We start from the raw sequence: 16,648 nt of genomic DNA, 5'->3' as shown, positions 1-16,648 counted from the left end.
TCCCCTTGGGTTCTATTCTCCCGAATCAGGTATTCAGGCCGGCTGGGTCTCCCAGGAAAACTTATCCGCGATCCGGTCCGGCTCATCCAGGGGGTTGAGCTTAACCATCTGAAATCCCCTGATTTCGATATAGACCCGGCCCGAAGTATCGGCCAGGGTCAGGTCATAGGTATTGGTCTCCTCTCCTGCATCTTTCTTTTTTGTGATGCAGTAAAAGGGCCTGTTTTTCCCGGGGGTTTCATAAAATCTCATCTCCTGGATCTTGTAGGGCAGCACTGTCCTCGAACTGGTCAAGAACTCCAGAAGTCCTCCGGTCTGGAACATGGCGTCCACCATAACGGGAGCGGCCTGGAACCTGGGGTCGGCCACTCCTTTAAAGAACTCGGCATCGCTCTTGTCTTCTATCGTCGTAACCAGGGTGGTCCCGTCAAAGGAATTGATATCCGTGATGGTTCCGAAGAGGCCGAACATGAAGAGCCGGCTGGGGTGGTATACCAGGGATTCCAGGTCCCCCTCCCAGGACAGGGGAGAAAACTCGGGCAGGTCAATGGTTTTGGATTCCGGCCGGGTTTTGGAAAACTCAAACATCCCCTGGTAATGGCGTTTGGGATCTCCCATGATCCTGCCCTGGGGATTCTTGAACACAGAGGAAATCTCGCACTCAATCCCGTCTCCCCGGGTGCGGCCGGAGATCATCAACTCCTTGGGCCGCCCCTTGAGCAGTTTGATCCCGTAGGGAATGGAAAACTCTTTTAAGCCCGTGAGATACTCCCGGTCCCGGGACAGGTTCCGGGCTGCCTCGGCCATGGTCTCGATTCCGGTGGAACCGAGAAACAGGGGCACATCCCCCATGGTGTGGTCGTGGAGGAAAATATCCCGCTCCAGATCCAGGGTCCGAACCCAGGTCCTGGAATCCTCAGTCTGCTCAATGATTTCATCCAGGAAGGGATAGGGCCGGTCATTGGGGTCTCCCAGGAGGCCGTCGATGTCAAAATCATAATCCAGGCCGGAAAAGACCATTTCCGATTCAGTTCTGTCCAGAAGATCGGCCATGAAAAACTTCACCCCCTGATCCATGGGCAGAAACTGGATCCCCCTGTCTTCGAGCACCTTTTTCACCGTGGGATTGGTGGCCATTCCCACGCCCCCCCAGGCGGTCCAGGCATAGACCTTATAGGTCCGTTCCGGGTGGACCTGCTTTTCCCGGAAAAGGGTCTTGCCCAGGAAGTCGTTGGCTGCCGTGTAATCCACCTGGCCCTGGTTTCCGAACCGGGCCGTGACCGAGGAAAAGGTAAAGAAGTACTTATACTCCCTGTTTTCAGCTGCCTTGAGCAGGTTCCTCATTCCCTTGACCTTGACGTCCACCACCAGCTCAAAGGACCAGAGTTCTTTTTTCGGGATGAACTGGCTCATCTCCATGCCGGCGGCGTGGAAGATACCGTCAATGCGTTCACACTGGTCAACGGCCTTTTTGACCGCGTCAAAATCCGTGACATCGGTGCAGATATACTGAACTTCAACCCCCTGGGACTTGAGATATTCCAGGTTTTCAACGGACTGGCGCACCCGGAGCAGCCGGTCCAGGGCCCGTTTGATCTCCACGGGCTTGCTCCCGGCCATATCCTCCCGGAGCATTGCCATGAGTTCGGGCTCGCTTGCCTCCTTGTTCAATAGTTTGGGATCTGTGGCATAGATATCGTTGATATCCAGGATCACCAGGTTGACCTTGTACTTTTCGACGATCTGCTTGATGATCTCATAGGTGATCCCCCCTGCCCCGCCGGTGACCAGCAGGGTATCTTTGTCAGATACGATGGAATCGGCCCGGTCGGCAGGGGTCGGATGCATGGAAAGAACATACCGTTTTTTATTCTTATACCCCACCTCGCACCTGGGATCCTCGGACAGCAGTTCATCCGTAAAAAGATCAACAATCCGGGCCAGGCTCTTCTTGGGCTGTTTATAGGAAAAATCCACCACCTTGACCCGGGTCTTTTCCATCTCCTTGTTCACGGTCTTGAGCAGGCCGGACAGCCCGGCAAACATGGGATGGATCTCCCCGCACTCTTCTGTGTAGGGGAAGATCACCGAATCAAAGGTCAGGGTTCCGATCAGACTTTCCTTTTTATCCAGGATCTCGTAAAGCCCCTGGATCAGGATAAACCCGGCCTTTACCGTGGCGTTGAGTTCCGGATCCTCGGCAAATCCCTTCTTTTTCCGGTCAAAATAGGCGTCCAGGGAGGCCAGGTGGATAAACCCGTCCAGATCCCCGTGGGAGGTCTGCAGATCCTTGACCGCCTCTTTTACCGCCTCGATATCGGTAAGGTCCGCCTTTATGTCCGGTTTCGGGCCGGACTTGGCCTTTGGCAGGCCCAGACTGATTGCCTTTCCGCCCAGGGATGTGATCTTTTCCATGAAGCCCTCAGCAAAGCCATGGCTGTCCAGGGAAACCAGAATTTTCTTTCCCTTGAAACCGGCTTCCCCGACCCCGGGCATGGGCGCTTCATCCACCCTCACCACCAGACGCTTGATGGGAGAGGCCGGGTCCGGGAATTCATCATTTTCATCAGATGAGCCAACGGTTTCTTTTTCCGCTGAACCCAAAGGTGTGATGGAACCGGTTGCCGGGATGGCCTCCCTTTCCACAGGTTCGGCTGCATGGGTCCGGGCGGTTATGTATTCGGCCAGGCGGGCAATGGTGTTCAGATCCCGCAGTTTAAGGTCGTCGGGAACGGCAAATCCAAAAGAAGAGGCTAGCTTGCCGAAGATCTCCACCTGCTTGACCGTGTCGATGCCAAGATCCGCCTCAAGGTCCAGGTTCTCCTCCAGCATATCAACGGTATACCCGGTCTGTTCGGCAATGATCTCCTTTACCCGGTCTGCGGCATCCTTCCCGGGAACCGGGGAGGAGGTCATTGCCCGGGTTTCCACACCGGCTTCCGCAGGTGCGGAACCCGGGGTCCCGGAAACCGAGTCTGCCTTTCCGGTCTGGGCCTCGATATATTCGGACAGCCGGGCAATGGTATTCAGATCCCGCAGTTTAAGATCGTCGGGAACGGAAAATCCAAAATGGGAGGCTACCTTGCCGAAGATCTCCACCTGCTTGACCGTGTCGATGCCAAGATCCGCCTCAAGGTCGAGATCCTCCTCCAGCATGTCGGCTGTATACCCGGTCTGCTCGGCAATGACAGCCCGGACGGTATCAATGGCCGAACCAACAGCTCCTGCTGGGGCAGGAGAAGCTTCTGCGGCTTCTGCCCCGGGCCGGGCCTGGGTTTTTGGGCCTGTTTTTCCGGCCACATAGTCTGCCAGTTTATCAATGGTGTTCAAATCCCGAAGCTTGAGATCATCGGGAACGGCAAATCCGAATTTTGAGGCAATGGTGCCGAAGATCTCCACCTGCTTGACCGTGTCGATGCCAAGATCCGCCTCCAGGTCCAGATCCCCCTCCAGCATGTCGGCCGTGTACCCGGTCTGCTCGGCAATGACGGCCCGGACGGTCTCAACAGGGGATTCTGCAGCCCCTGCTGCGGCCGGGATATTTTCAACGGGGCTGGGCTTGCTTTCTACCCCGGTTTTTTCGGCCACATAGGCGCCCAGTTTATCAATGGTGTTCAAGTCCCGGAGTTTGAGGTCGTCGGGAACGGAAAATCCGAATTCCGTGGCTATGGTGCCGAAGATCTCCACCTGTTTTACCGTGTCGATGCCAAGATCCGCCTCCAGGTCCAGGTCCCCCTCCAGCATGTCGGCCGTATACCCGGTCTGGCGGGCGATGATCTCCTGGATCTTGGCCACGGGCAGGACCGAAGGTTCCAGGACAGGGGCCGGTGCTTCCGGAGCGGTTTCAGGTTTCAATGCCTGGGCAGCCCAGGATGCCGAGGTGGCCACGGCAGGGGGTGCTGTCTTTTCCCTTTCCGGGGCCGGGGCCGGAGCGGCTTCATCTCCGGCCACCACGCACAGGGTATTGTCAATGACCTTGAGTTCCGGTTTCTGGGATCCGGTGATCTTCCTGAGCCATTTGTGATAGAGGAGATTCCCTTTTACCGGATTCTCCTTCACCCGCTTCACAAACATGAAGGCAAAGTGGGAGCCGAATCCGGCGGACAGGTGAAGGCCGTACTCGGAATCGATCTTTTCCTGACCGGAAAAATTGAGTTTCCTGAAATGGCCGGGAACCTTCTGGAGATTGGCAATGGGCGGGGCCTTGCGCTTCTGCAGGGCCTTGACCAGGACCACGTCTTCGATGGCCGCCCCCAGGGTATGGCCGGTGAATCCCTTGGTGTTGGAGATGCAGATGGAGTTGAGATGACCGGCAAAGGTGGTCTCAAGGGCCGTAACTTCGGCATCTGCCGAACCTCCCCGGGCCGGGGTATAGGTCTCATGGGACATGAAGAGCAGCTTATCCGCATACTCTTCCTTTTTCAGGCCGTTCTGCTTTTCCACCTTATTGATAAACTTGGTCATCTCCCGGGCCATGTGGGGCACGTCAATGTTGTATGTGTGATAGGCTGAATTGGCAATATGGGTGCCCAGGATCTCGCACTGGCCGTTCATGCCGCGCTCGGCCGCACATTTTTCATCCTCAACGACCAGGCCCACGGCTCCGGCGCCCAGGATGGTGCCGTTCCGGTCCTCGTCAAAGGGTTTGGCTGCCTCGGACACCCGTTTTTTAATGGTGGCCGCCCCAAGGGCCAGGAAGCCCGATCCCACCCACTGGGTCTGCCGGGATGAGGTGGCGTTTTCCCCGCCCACCACCAGGACCCTCTTGCATCGGCCCACCCGGATCCAGTCCTCGGCAATTCCGATGGCAAGGGTGGTGGAGGCGCAGGCAGAGGAAACAAGAGTATTCGGCCCCTTGGCCTTGATGATCTGGGCCAGGTGGGCCGACCCCAGGGGGCAGGCATTGGCCAGGAAGTTCCGGTCAAATTTATAGGTATCAAAATCCGAGCGTTTCCTGGACTTGGCCTTGAAAAACCATTCCGTAATCGCCTCTTTCACGGCGATATCCTCGACCTTTTCCATGAGATAATAGTAGATCTTCTCAAACTCTTCATAGGGTTTTAAGAAAAGCTTTTCATAGAAGTACTTTTCCATCTCAGCCATGAGGGTCTCGCCGTTGGGCCAGAGGGAGGTGATGATAACGCCGGTATCCTCCTGCATCTCCTCGGGCAGGGCAAACCCGTCGGGAATCATGGTCCGTCCGTCCTTCATCTTCTTGTACTGCATGACCAGGGGGATATTGGCGTCCTTGAGGGCCTCGATGCCTGCGGCGATCCCCAGGGCCATGGCGATGTCGTACTCCTCCTTGATCCCGTACTCGTCGTTGAGGTTGAAGTATCCCAATTGCCCTGCCAGATGGATCACGTCCTCGGTCTTGGTGATCTGGACGAACCTGGCATTGCCGTCGGGCTCTTTAAACAGCTTGGTGATGTTCTTATCGGTGATTCTTTCCTGGTCTTCCAGGGTCAGGGGCTCGATAAAGTTTCTGCCGTTGAGGATGGCATCGAAGTTATCCTTGGCAAAGACCTGGCGGGCCTTGCCGGGCAGGCCCACGGACACCCCTGAGATGAGGATGCGGCGGGTATTGAAATCATAGCGTTCCAGGGCGTTTATGGCCGCATTCCGCTTCTGCTGCTGGAATTCCTTGTACAGGATCCGGTCGACCAGTGCCTGGTTGCTGAGTTTAAAAGTGTCAAAATCTTCGGACATCTCCACCATGGGAAGTTCCTCTTTCTTTGGTTCGGTTTGGTCTTGTATGCCTCCAACTCCGGACAAATCCGTCTGCTCCTGAGCCATGGATACGGACCTGGGCTCAAATACAGCGTTGCAGGACATGAGGTATTGGCGGCATTCCTCAAAGGATTCGACTTCCCCTTTTTTGGCATCCACGGAAACCGCGGTTCCAAACTCTCCGATATTGATATTTTTCAACAGATTAACCAGGAGCCGGGACGGGCCGATCTCGATGAAATGGGTTTTGCCCGATACATAGACATGTTCAATGGATTTTATGAACTCCACCGGAGAGACAATCTGCCGGGCCAGCAGATCCTTGACCTCTTCAGGCCGTTCAGGATAGGGACCGGCCAGGGTATTGGAGATGATCCTTCCGTATTTGGCCCGGTTAAAGGTCAGGCTGTCCAGATAATCCCTCAGCTGCTCTGAGGCCTCCTTGAGCAGGGGGGTGTGAAAGGCCCCGGTCAGGTTGAGTTTCTTGAACATGACCCCCTGTTCTTTCAAAAAGCTGCAGAAGGTTTCAATATCATCGGCCTTGCCGGATACGGCGGTCTGTTTTTCACTGTTTTTATTGGTGATATAGATATTGGAGATAAAGGATTCCCGGATCAGCTGACCGGTCTCCTTTTCATTCTTGAATACCACCATGATCTTGCCGGGCTGTTTCAGGGTACTCTCGTACATCAGATCAGACCGTTTGATGATCAGGCGCATGGCGTCTTCAAACCCCAGTATGCCCGAACAGAAAAGGGCTGTATATTCCCCCACGCTGTGGCCGATAAAATAATCCGGGGAAAACCCTTCCACGGCCAAACGGCTGCACACGGCCGCAGAGGAAAGGAAAACAGCGGGCTGGGTGTTCTGGGTGGAGTTGAGGGCATCCTCTTCACCGAACATGAGATCCAGGAGGGAGTATCCCCTCTCCCTTTTAAAAATGGCCTCTCCCTTTTCCAGGACCTCCCGGATATGGGTATCGGATTCGGACAGCTCCTTCATCATACCGGGCCGCTGGGCGCCCTGGCCCGAGAGCAGGGCCACCATGCGCAGCTTCTTTCCTCCGGGACCGGCTGACCAGGCCGTATCGGAAAACAGGCGGTCATCCCCGGTCTCGGCCCTGAAATCGGCCTCGATCACATTTTGTGCGGCGGCTTTTGGGTCTGTGAGCCGGATGGGAAGGGCCCCCATGATCACATGGGCGTGGTTTCCCCCGATGCCGTTGACATTGGCGGCAAACCGAAGGGGCTGACCCGGTTTTGCGTCCTTGATTTTTTGGGCCGGTTTCAGGATACTTCCCTCTTTGATAATGGAGTGATCCCGTTCAAAATTGAAATCGGGCAGGATCTTTCCCTTGGCGTTCATGAGTATGAGCTTGGCCATGGCCACGGCCGGGTTGGCCGCCTTGAAATATCCGAACTGGGGCTTGATGTTGCCGCAGTGCATCTCGTGGGAAAAACAGGCCTGGGTCACCTGGTTTTCAATCATATCCCCGAAGATATTGGAAAAGGCGAACAAATCGAGATGGGAGACGTCCTGTTTCCGGATCCCGGCCTTTTTATAGGCATCATTGATGGTGGAGACAAAGGTATGTTCCGACGGGGCCAGAAGATGGTCGGGCACGGAAGACCGGACCGCACACTCGTTGATCTCCCCGAGGATCTCCATGCCGGCCTGTTTTGCCTTTTTATAGGTGGTCAAAACATGGATGGCCGCCCCTTCTCCCATGACATAGCCGTCGGCCCGGTCGTCAAAAAAATTGCACTCCCCGGAGGACAACAGGCCCAGCCGTTTAAAGGCCATGAGAACCGCAGGGTAAAGGTTGCAGTCCACGCCCCCGGCCAGGACATAGTCCAAATCTTTCTGTTTCAGGTTCCGGGCCGCGTTCCGGATGGCAATGGTGGCCGAGGCACAGGAGGCATCGATCACGTAATTGGCCCCGTTGAGCCCGAAGTGGTTGGCAATTCTTCCGGAGATGATGTTGGAGAGAAGTCCGGGGGTGGTATCCTCGTTGTTTTCCGGTATGGCCGAACGGATGGCGTCCACCAGCTCCTGGGAGACGGTTTTGCCGATATCAGGGTCCAGGCCTCTGGCCTTTTCAATCAGACTTCCCACAAAACGTTTTCTCACCCTTAGGATATTCTTGCTCTGGCGTTCCCCGGGAATGGTGCCCAGGATCACACCGGTCCTTGCCCCGGCTCCGTCCTGGTTCAGCAGGCCCGATGATTCCATTGCCTCTCCGGCCGCTTCCAGGCCGAAGATCTGTCCCCGCTCTATGGATTTGACCATTGTCGGAGGCATGCGGTACTTCAGGTTGTTGAATGTATACCCCTTGACCACACCGGCCTTGAGCCTGGGCAGATGGAAAAAGGAGTCCTTTTCCAGGGAGGCATAGGCCTCGTTGTCAAAATGGTCCTCCGGAATCCGGTCCAGCTGTTTTTCTCCGGAGACCAGTTTTTCCCAGAACTCTTCCGTGTTACTGGCACCGGGCAGGAACACGCCCAGGCCGGACACCACGATCCGGTCATCGTTGAAATCGTAGGACAAATCCCTGAAGATATGCCTGGGAACAGGTGTATAGGAATCGGTCATCTCCTCCAGGGCGATGTGGTAGTTGATGCCCCCGAATCCATAGGAAGAAACCGCTGCCCTGCGGGCGCGTCCGTCCCGGGGTTCCCAGGGCTTTTCCTCTTTGACGATGAACAGGGAAGAATCGGACAGGTCATGGTTTTTGGACAATTTTTCAAATTGACCGTTGGGGGGCAGGACCCCTTCCTGGACCGCCAGAAGAGCCTTTAGCAGGCCTGCGGAACCGGCGCATCCAAGAAGATGGCCGATCTGGGATTTGATGGAGGAAATCCCGGCATCGGCTTTTCCGTACATGCTCTTCAGGGTTTCAAGCTCTGCCTGGTCCCCGATGATGGTAGAGGTGCCGTGGGCCTCGATGAACCCGATATCCTCGGGCCGGACATCCTCCCTTGTATTCTCATAGCAGCGCTGGACACTCAAAACCTGTCCCTTGGGATTGGGCGCGGCAATGGCCTTGCCCTTGCCGTCTGAGCTGGCTCCGATCCCGTTGATGATCCCGAATATCTTGTTCCTGTCCCGGATGGCGTCTTTCATCCTCTTGAGCACAAAGATCACCGACCCCTCCCCCAGGATGAATCCGTCGGCCCGGCCGTCAAAGGGATAGGATCCCTTGGCCGACAGGGTGCCCATCTTGGCGAATCCGATAAAGGATTCCGGGGCCAAGTGGGTGTTTACCCCGCCCACCACGACCTGATCATGTTCTCCGGAAAGAAGCTCACCCACGGCCGCATCCAGGGCCGTGACCGAGGAGGCACAGGCCGCATCCACGATATAGTTGGTTCCCCTCACCCCCAGGTGGCGGGCCACCCTTGAGGCCTCGATGTTCAACAGGATTCCGTGGACCGGATCATACCCCTTGTTCTCCCCTTCCATGCCCTCCAGCAGGGCCTGGTTGATCTTCTCCTTTTCTTCGGGTTCAAGGCTCTGGTATCTCTTTGTTTTTTCCAGCATGGAAATCAGTTCCGGGTACCAGTACTTGAGCTGGAGGTCATTTCCCAGTTCATTGGAAAGACAGGTGGCAATGATCACGGCGGTCCGGGCCGGATCATCACAGATCAGGCAATTGTCTTCACCCAGGAGTCCGGCGCTTTCAACAGCCTTGTAAGCGGTCTGGAGAACCATTTTCTGGCTTCTGGAGAGCCGGTTCGCCTTTTTTTCAGAATAACCGAACCGCTCGGCGTCAAACTGAAAGTCTTCTATATGACCGGCCAGGGTGGTATAGGTGGTGTCCTCCACAGACCGGTCGTCGGAGCGGTAGAACTCACGGTTGAACCTTTCGTCCGGCATTTCCCTGATGGAATATTTTTTGCCCAGAATATTCTCCCAGAGCTGGGCCGGGTTGTCCGCATCGGGCAGGGTACAGCCCATGCCCACCACGGCGATCTCGTCGTTGATCCGGTTCCTGGGGCTGGAAAAGACCTCCAGCTGGCCGATATTTCTGAACAAACGGTTCTTTGCGGCGGTATAGGTATCGTGGACGGCCTTGATGGACAGGCTGTCCTTGAAAAATGCCAGGCTGTCCCCCACCAGAAAATTGCCCTTTTCCCGGTGTTCTTCCCCCTCAAACCAGGTGTAATTCTCCTTTCCCGGGTTCTTGAAATCCGGGAGAAACCCCTTGGCTCCGATGAGCAGGGATCCGATATTTTTCTTTTCAAAGGAGCGTTTGCGCTGGTCCAGGGGCTTCTTTTCCCGGATCATCTCGGCCTCGTGCTCCACCATCTTCTTTGCAAATCCCGTGGGAGCGGTCCGGGAGGCAAGCCCCAGGGTCTTTCCGATTACAACGGTTTCATCTTTTTCAATGATGATGTCCTGGTAAAGTTTTTTTACGCTTTGGGTCTCAACGATCTCCCGGGTGAACAGATAGGCGGTTCCCACCTGGATGCCGATCTTGGCCCCCCTGGCCGCCAGAAAAGAGGCAAGCCCGGAAATAAAAAAGGAAGCAAAACAGGTGGAGATCCCCCCGGCGAAAACCAGGTGGAGATCGGACAGATCCCTGCCCTTGGAGATGAGCTTGGAAACGGCCGCCTCCCAGAGAACCATGGAGGATAGAGAGCCCACATGGCCCCCGGCTTCTCCGCCTTCAAAGATGAAACGCCGGCATCCGCTCTCCAGTGCATTTTCCATCATGGAAACCGAAGGGGTGTGGAGATAGGTTTTGGTGCCGGCCTTTTCCAGTTCCGCCACCTGGGAGGGAATCCCCCCGGCAAACAGGGCATAGGGAACCTTGTACTTTTTCACCATATCCAGATGTTCGTGAACCATGGGGTTGAAGGCCTCGATTCCCACCAGGCCCGCACCGAAATTCTTCACTTTTTTGGCACCCTGACCGAGCATGGTATCGGCCAGATTTACAGGCAGGCTGCCCACGGCAAAAAAGGGCAATGCCCCCTGGTCCAGAACCATGGAGGCAAAGTCCGCATTATCGGAGATATTGGCCATGGGTCCCTGGATCAGGGGCAGACGTGTGTTCTGATCCCTGGCGAATTCCGAATCCGGGACAATGGGGTCGAATCGGTCGATGCAGTCCAGGTGATCTCCCATGGTGGTGAAAAAGGATTCAACGATATCCCTGAGCCGGGTGGATTCTCTAGCAAACTCCTTGGCAAAGATCCCGTCCTGGCCCAGGTAGAAAAGGGACTGGATAAAAGCGACATCCGGGTTGTCCAGGGCCGTGATCTGCTCGGCCATGAGAGAGTATAGTTTTTCCTGCCCTTTTGGGTCGTCAATGAGGAGCACGGCCTGCTGTTTGAGGTCTTTTACGATCTTTGTGCCCAGCTTGGCAAATACCCGGAAAGGATCCTTGCCCGGAATGATGATCTCTGTGGAATCCCCTTCATCCACTGCAGCAAGAAGGGTCTTAAAATTCTGGGACACCGGTGCTTCATCACAGAGCAGTACCTGGGAATCCATGACAAATCCCGAGGCGCCGGCCGCCAGCATCCCCGCCCCCGTGTACTTTCCCACGCCGCCGTGGACAAACAGGGGAACGTCTGTATTTTTTAAGTACCATTGCATGAGAATAAAGGAAGAGTACTTGGAAACATTTCCGGCCGCCTCGTTGCCCTTGATGATGATTCCGTGGGGATCGGCCTTGGATATGGACTCCTTGAGATTGATATCCTTGATTTCCATGAGAAGCTTTGTGTCCCCGAATCCTGAAAATTCCTGGCCCGGATCTTCCTTTGAAGCGGGGATGACCACCAGATCCAGGTTGATGATATTTTCCCGTTTCAGGGCCTCCAGAATATCCTGATCATGGGTGGAGAGACGGATTCCAAAACTGAACTCCTCCCTGGACAGGAGCAAAGCCTTTTGAAGGATGTCGTCCCGGCTCAGGAATTCCGTATCAAATACGGGCAGGGCGCCGGCAGAATAAATTGAATTAAAATACCTGATATCAAAGACCTTGACCGGGGTATAAATCATCAAAGGCAGTCTTGAATTCAGTATTCTGGTAATCATAGATATGTCTCCATTTTTTTATTTTTTTCCCATGGCAGAGCCATGAAGCCGTTTAAATCTCTAAATCCCCATATTCACTATCAAAGAGTATGCCAACACCTTCACGATTCCGTAACCCAATGATATAAAAGTGAATCAACACTTCAGCAGCCATTTCCCTTACATTCTCTCCGAATTAAACTTGCATTTTATGCACAGGGGAAGTACAAAAATGCATATTTGCTCCATGATTGAAGATAAAAAAGGATGGTCAGAGGTTTGTACGGCTTGGAGACCATGAAGATCTCTCTTTCACAAGTCAGGACCTGCCCGGCCAGAGGATAAATTTTATGCCGAAAAACATGCTGGACCCGGAAGAAAAAAAATTTTTTAGAACCGTATACAATGCCGCCTTTGCCAATCCCTTCAGCGAGCTGAGGGAAAAGCTGGACCGGAAGATCGCCGGAATGATCCCCGGGACAGACAGCCGGGAAGCCACGGACATGTGTATCCGGGAGGTGAACCAGCGGCTGAAAAAACTTCAGGCCCTGGGCAAGGGAAATATAAACGAGTATTCCAGGGAGGACCGGGAGATCCTCAGGGTGGTTTATCTCTTTGATATTTTTCACAAGTTCAGGGATGAATTTGACCAGCTCATCAAAGACCAGATCAAAGCCGGAGATGCCCCGGTAAAGGTGGAATTCGCCGAACAGGCCCGGCAGATGGTCGTGGACAAGGGGTTCAGCGATCACCGGTTCTGGCACTATTTTGCCCTCTCCTTTCAGCTGAGACGGGCATTCTACTTCATCTCCCAGACCCTTGTGGGCACGAGCCCCTGCATGAAAAAACTGAAAAAACACCTCTGGTACAATGTTTTTACCTATAATATGGACCTCTACGATCAATATCTCTGGAACCGGATGGAGGATTTCTCCACCCTGCTCCTGGGCGAAACCGGCACGGGCAAAGGCACGGCAGCCAAGGCCATCGGCCAGAGCGGATTCATTCCCTTTGATGAAAAGAAAAATTGTTTTACCCAGAGCTTTACCCGGGCCTTTTCATCCCTGAACCTTTCCCAGTACCCGGAAACCCTCCTGGAATCGGAACTCTTCGGCCATACCAAGGGAGCCTTCACAGGGGCAGTGGAAGATTACCAGGGCGTGTTTGCCCTGTGCAGCCCCCACGGGTCCATCCTGCTGGACGAAATCGGGGAAATCCCCAATCACGTCCAGATAAAACTCCTGAGAGTCCTCCAGGAAAGAAACTTTTCTCCGGTGGGCTCCCATGCCTCTTTCCGGTTCAATGGGCGGGTTATTGCCGCCACCAACCGGCCCCGGAAGGACATCATGTCCGGAAAAGTATTCCGGGATGATTTTTACTACAGACTCTGCTCGGATATCATTGAAGTTCCGCCCCTGAGGACGCGGATCCGGGAAAAGGCCTCGGAACTGGACGATCTTTTAAGCTTTACCATCCATCGCATGACCGGGATGCGGTCCAAAAAATTGTTAAATAAAGTCAAAAGAATTATTGACCGGGGTCTGGGAAAGGACTATCAATGGCCTGGGAACGTCAGAGAGCTTGAGCAGTGCGTCAGGAGCGTCCTTCTCCGGCGGGACTACAAGGGAAAAGAAGATGCAGCCGAACAGGATGCCTCCCCTGCCCTGACCCTGGCCCGGAGAGTGTCGGACCAGTCCATTGCCGTGCCCGAACTGGTGGCAGGATACTGCAGACTTCTTTACGACACCCTGGGCACCTATGAAAAGGTGGCCAGAGCAACGGGCCTGGACCGGCGGACCGTTAAAAAACATATAACCCGCAATTGATGGAAAATGAATAACTAGCCATGCTCTTTTTTCTGCCCCCCCGGATCAAGGGAAGCCTCTCCTTTCTCTTGTATACCCTGAACACTGTTTTACTGACCGTGCCCCTGATTCTGGCCTCTCTTTTGAAATTCATCCTGCCGGTCCGCTCTTTCATCGTGGGCCTGGATAAACTGCTCATCTCCATTGCCACCCTCTGGATCAGCATCAACTCCTGGAACACCGACCTTTTCTGCCGGATTGACTGGGATATCCGGGGACTTTCAAACCTGAAAAAAAAAGAATGGTACCTGGTGCTGTCCAATCATCAGTCCTGGGTGGATATCCTGGTGCTCCAGAAGATCCTGAACCGGAAAATTCCCATGCTTAAATTTTTTCTGAAAAAAGAACTGATCTGGGTCCCTTTTCTGGGTCTTGCCTGGTGGGCCCTGGATTTCCCGTTCATGAAACGGTATTCGAAAAAATTTCTCCATAAGAATCCCCATCTTCGGGGCAGAGACCTGGAAAGCACCCGGAAGGCCTGTAAAAGATTCAAACACACCCCGGTCTCCATCATGAATTTTGTGGAAGGCACGAGATTTACCCCGGACAAGAAGCATCGCCAGGACTCGGCCTTTGTTCATCTGCTCAACCCAAGGGCCGGGGGGATCGCCTTTGTCCTGAGCACCATGGGAGAGTATCTCCATAAGATCATAGATGTGACCATTGTCTATCCGGACAAGGTCCCCAGTTTCTGGGAGTTCATTTCCGGCAGAACCCGGCGGATCGTCGTGGATTTCCAGGTCCTAGATGTGGGGCTGGATTTAAAGGGAGATTATTTTAACGATCCTGAATTCAGGCAGGGATTCTGCTGCTGGCTCAATGGAATATGGAAAGAAAAGGACGCTAAAATCGATCAATTGACCCGAAACTGAACACCTGAAAATTCTGAACCCAAAATCTAGAAATTGACCACCTGCATCTGATAAATGCCCCCGCCCGCGCCGTCCTCCTTGGTTTCAGCGATCCTGGCATGGCGGATCAGATTTTTCACCTTGATTTCACTCTGGGATCCCTGGATATGGGTTCCCGGCTGAAGAGCGCCTTCAACCCTGACAACGGGATTGCTTTTATTTTCTTTGGTCCATTGGATCAGGTTTTTCTTTTCCAGTTTTTTCTCTTCTTCCAGATCCTCAAGTTCCTTTATTTTTTTCTCCAGAACTTCGATTCCGTTCTCAACACTTTCGGTTCTGTCAAAACAATTATCCAGATCTTTCTCCGCGGTATCGGCGTTCTTCTTTAATTCATCCATCTGTTGCCGGAGTTCCTCTATGGTGTTTCCCAGACCGGACTTGCCTTCAAGGGAGGCGATTTTGCCGCCGATCTCCTCCTGCTCCAACTGGGAGCGGTCCTGGATATGGGCCAGTCTTGTGATCTCCAGCTGGAGTTCCTTGTTCTCCTGGAGCATGACCTCTTTTTTATTGTTGCAGTCCTTGATTTTTCCCTTGATTTCATCGATCTGGACATTGATCTTTTTCAATTCTCTTTCGACAAAGGCATCATGGCCGACCTTTATCCTGCAGGGGGATGCGGTCTCCGATCCCACATGCCTGGCAAAGACCCCCATTTTGGCCGTGGCAACGGAGGAGATGATTTTCCCGTTTTCCAGGATCAGGGAACCGGAACAGATAATGGTGGAATCCACGATCTCCTTTGACACAATGACATTGCCCATACAGACGATCTCCGACTTACGGACAAACTTGGCATTCACGTCCCCCTTGGCATAGACCTTGCCTTCAACGATTCCCCCGGTCACCGTGAGATTGCCGTCCGCCTCCACTTTGCCCCCGTCCAGTTCAATGGATTGGATATCGTTTCCCTTTACCTGGAATCCGGATTTGATACACCCTTTCACATTGACGTTCCCGTCATAATCAATGTGTCCGGTTTCGTAATCCACATCTCCGCCCGTGGTATACTCCTGGTGAACATATACATTCCCGGACAGGGAGTATTTGGGAAATCCCGTGACAGCCGCCAGAACCTTGAGGCCGTCTTCGGAAAGTTTGGCCCCTTTTCCGAACTTTAAGGGATGATTGGTTCCGGTCTCGGTGGCCACCTGGTTTCCGTATATGTTCTGGCCGTGCCGGGCTTCCACACAGGGGGTTTTTTCGGCAAGCACGGTCCCTTCTTCCACATGGGGAACGTCCCCCCTCTGTTTGAAATCGATGTTCCCTTCGGAGTCCAGGCCACCGGCCTGGAGATAATCCGTATTAAAGAAAAACTCTATCTTGGCATCTTTTCCCTCAACAGGCTTTATTCCCCTGGCCACTCTAAAGGACTGGGTTTTGAAGCCGCTGGAATTGATAAACCCCTGGATCAGATCGTCCTTGACCAGGCCGAAAACGATCTCCCTTTCAAACAGGGCATCTTTGATTTCACCGACAGTGACATCCTCGTTAAACTCCGGGGTCTTGGTTAAAAAGGCAGCCATCATGTCTCCGGAAACCTGGAGTTTTATTCCGCCGGTAATGATCTCGGGCTCAAGCAGGGTCTCGGGCAGGGATTTTTTCCCGTCCTCTTTTTTCACAGATTCTTTTTCCTTGCCCGGATCCGGTACCGGGGTCTCTTGGGGCAGGGAGATTTCCCTTCTCTCCCTTTTCTGGAGCTTGAGGATATAATCCCGCTGTCTTTCGGTCATGAAGCCGGAGATCACCATCATATCTCCGATTCTTATGGGCCGCTTCTGGCTTTTGATATCCTCTTCCTGTTCTTCCAGGGCAAGATCTGCCACGCTCTGATTGATAAAGCCCAGGCGCACGGCCATGGAGCCGAACAGGATCTCCTTTCTGCGGATCTCAAGGGTTTTCGCCATCCTGGCCAGGCGATCCATATTTTTCGTTGATATCATTTCATTGGAAAGGAAATAGGCCTTCAAATCCGCCTCAGGATCTTTTGAACCGGCACAGGCGGAAAGCCCTTTTTCCAGCTCCGCCTTGGAGATCAAGAGATTTTTCACTGCCAGGAGTCCGATTAAAGGACATTTATTTGAACTATCATGCCCGCTTGACATACTCTCCTCT

The 16,648-nt window shown here is 53.9% G+C and carries 4 protein-coding genes; 2 read left to right on the top strand and 2 right to left on the bottom strand.

Annotated features, from left to right (window positions below; all coding sequences use genetic code 11):
• Positions 1-33 precede the first annotated feature (33 nt).
• Positions 34-11,781 (bottom strand): type I polyketide synthase, encoded by an 11,748-nt coding sequence (locus F608_RS0121210; RefSeq protein ID WP_022667713.1) that lies wholly within the window; start codon positions 11,779-11,781, stop codon positions 34-36.
• A 329-nt stretch (positions 11,782-12,110) separates the two neighbouring features.
• Between F608_RS0121210 and F608_RS0121200 the strand changes: the two genes are divergently transcribed.
• Both F608_RS0121200 and F608_RS0121195 read left to right on the top strand, forming a co-directional pair.
• Complete coding sequence (locus tag F608_RS0121200) at positions 12,111-13,586, top strand: sigma 54-interacting transcriptional regulator (RefSeq protein ID WP_027362987.1); 1,476 nt, start codon at positions 12,111-12,113, stop codon at positions 13,584-13,586.
• A 20-nt stretch (positions 13,587-13,606) separates the two neighbouring features.
• Positions 13,607-14,497, top strand: coding sequence for an acyltransferase (locus F608_RS0121195; RefSeq protein ID WP_022667711.1), 891 nt, complete (start codon positions 13,607-13,609; stop codon positions 14,495-14,497).
• 26 nt (positions 14,498-14,523) lie between these two features.
• On the opposite strand, the gene F608_RS32885 is transcribed toward F608_RS0121195, so the two are convergent.
• A complete protein-coding gene (locus tag F608_RS32885; protein ID WP_161626884.1) occupies positions 14,524-16,584 on the bottom strand; it encodes a FapA family protein in 2,061 nt (686 codons plus the stop codon).
• Between the last annotated feature and the right edge of the window lie 64 nt (positions 16,585-16,648).

It is taken from the genome of Desulfospira joergensenii DSM 10085 (assembly GCF_000420085.1).
Taxonomy (GTDB): Bacteria; Desulfobacterota; Desulfobacteria; order Desulfobacterales; family Desulfobacteraceae; genus Desulfospira; species Desulfospira joergensenii.
This window is presented reverse-complemented; position numbering and strand designations above follow the sequence as displayed.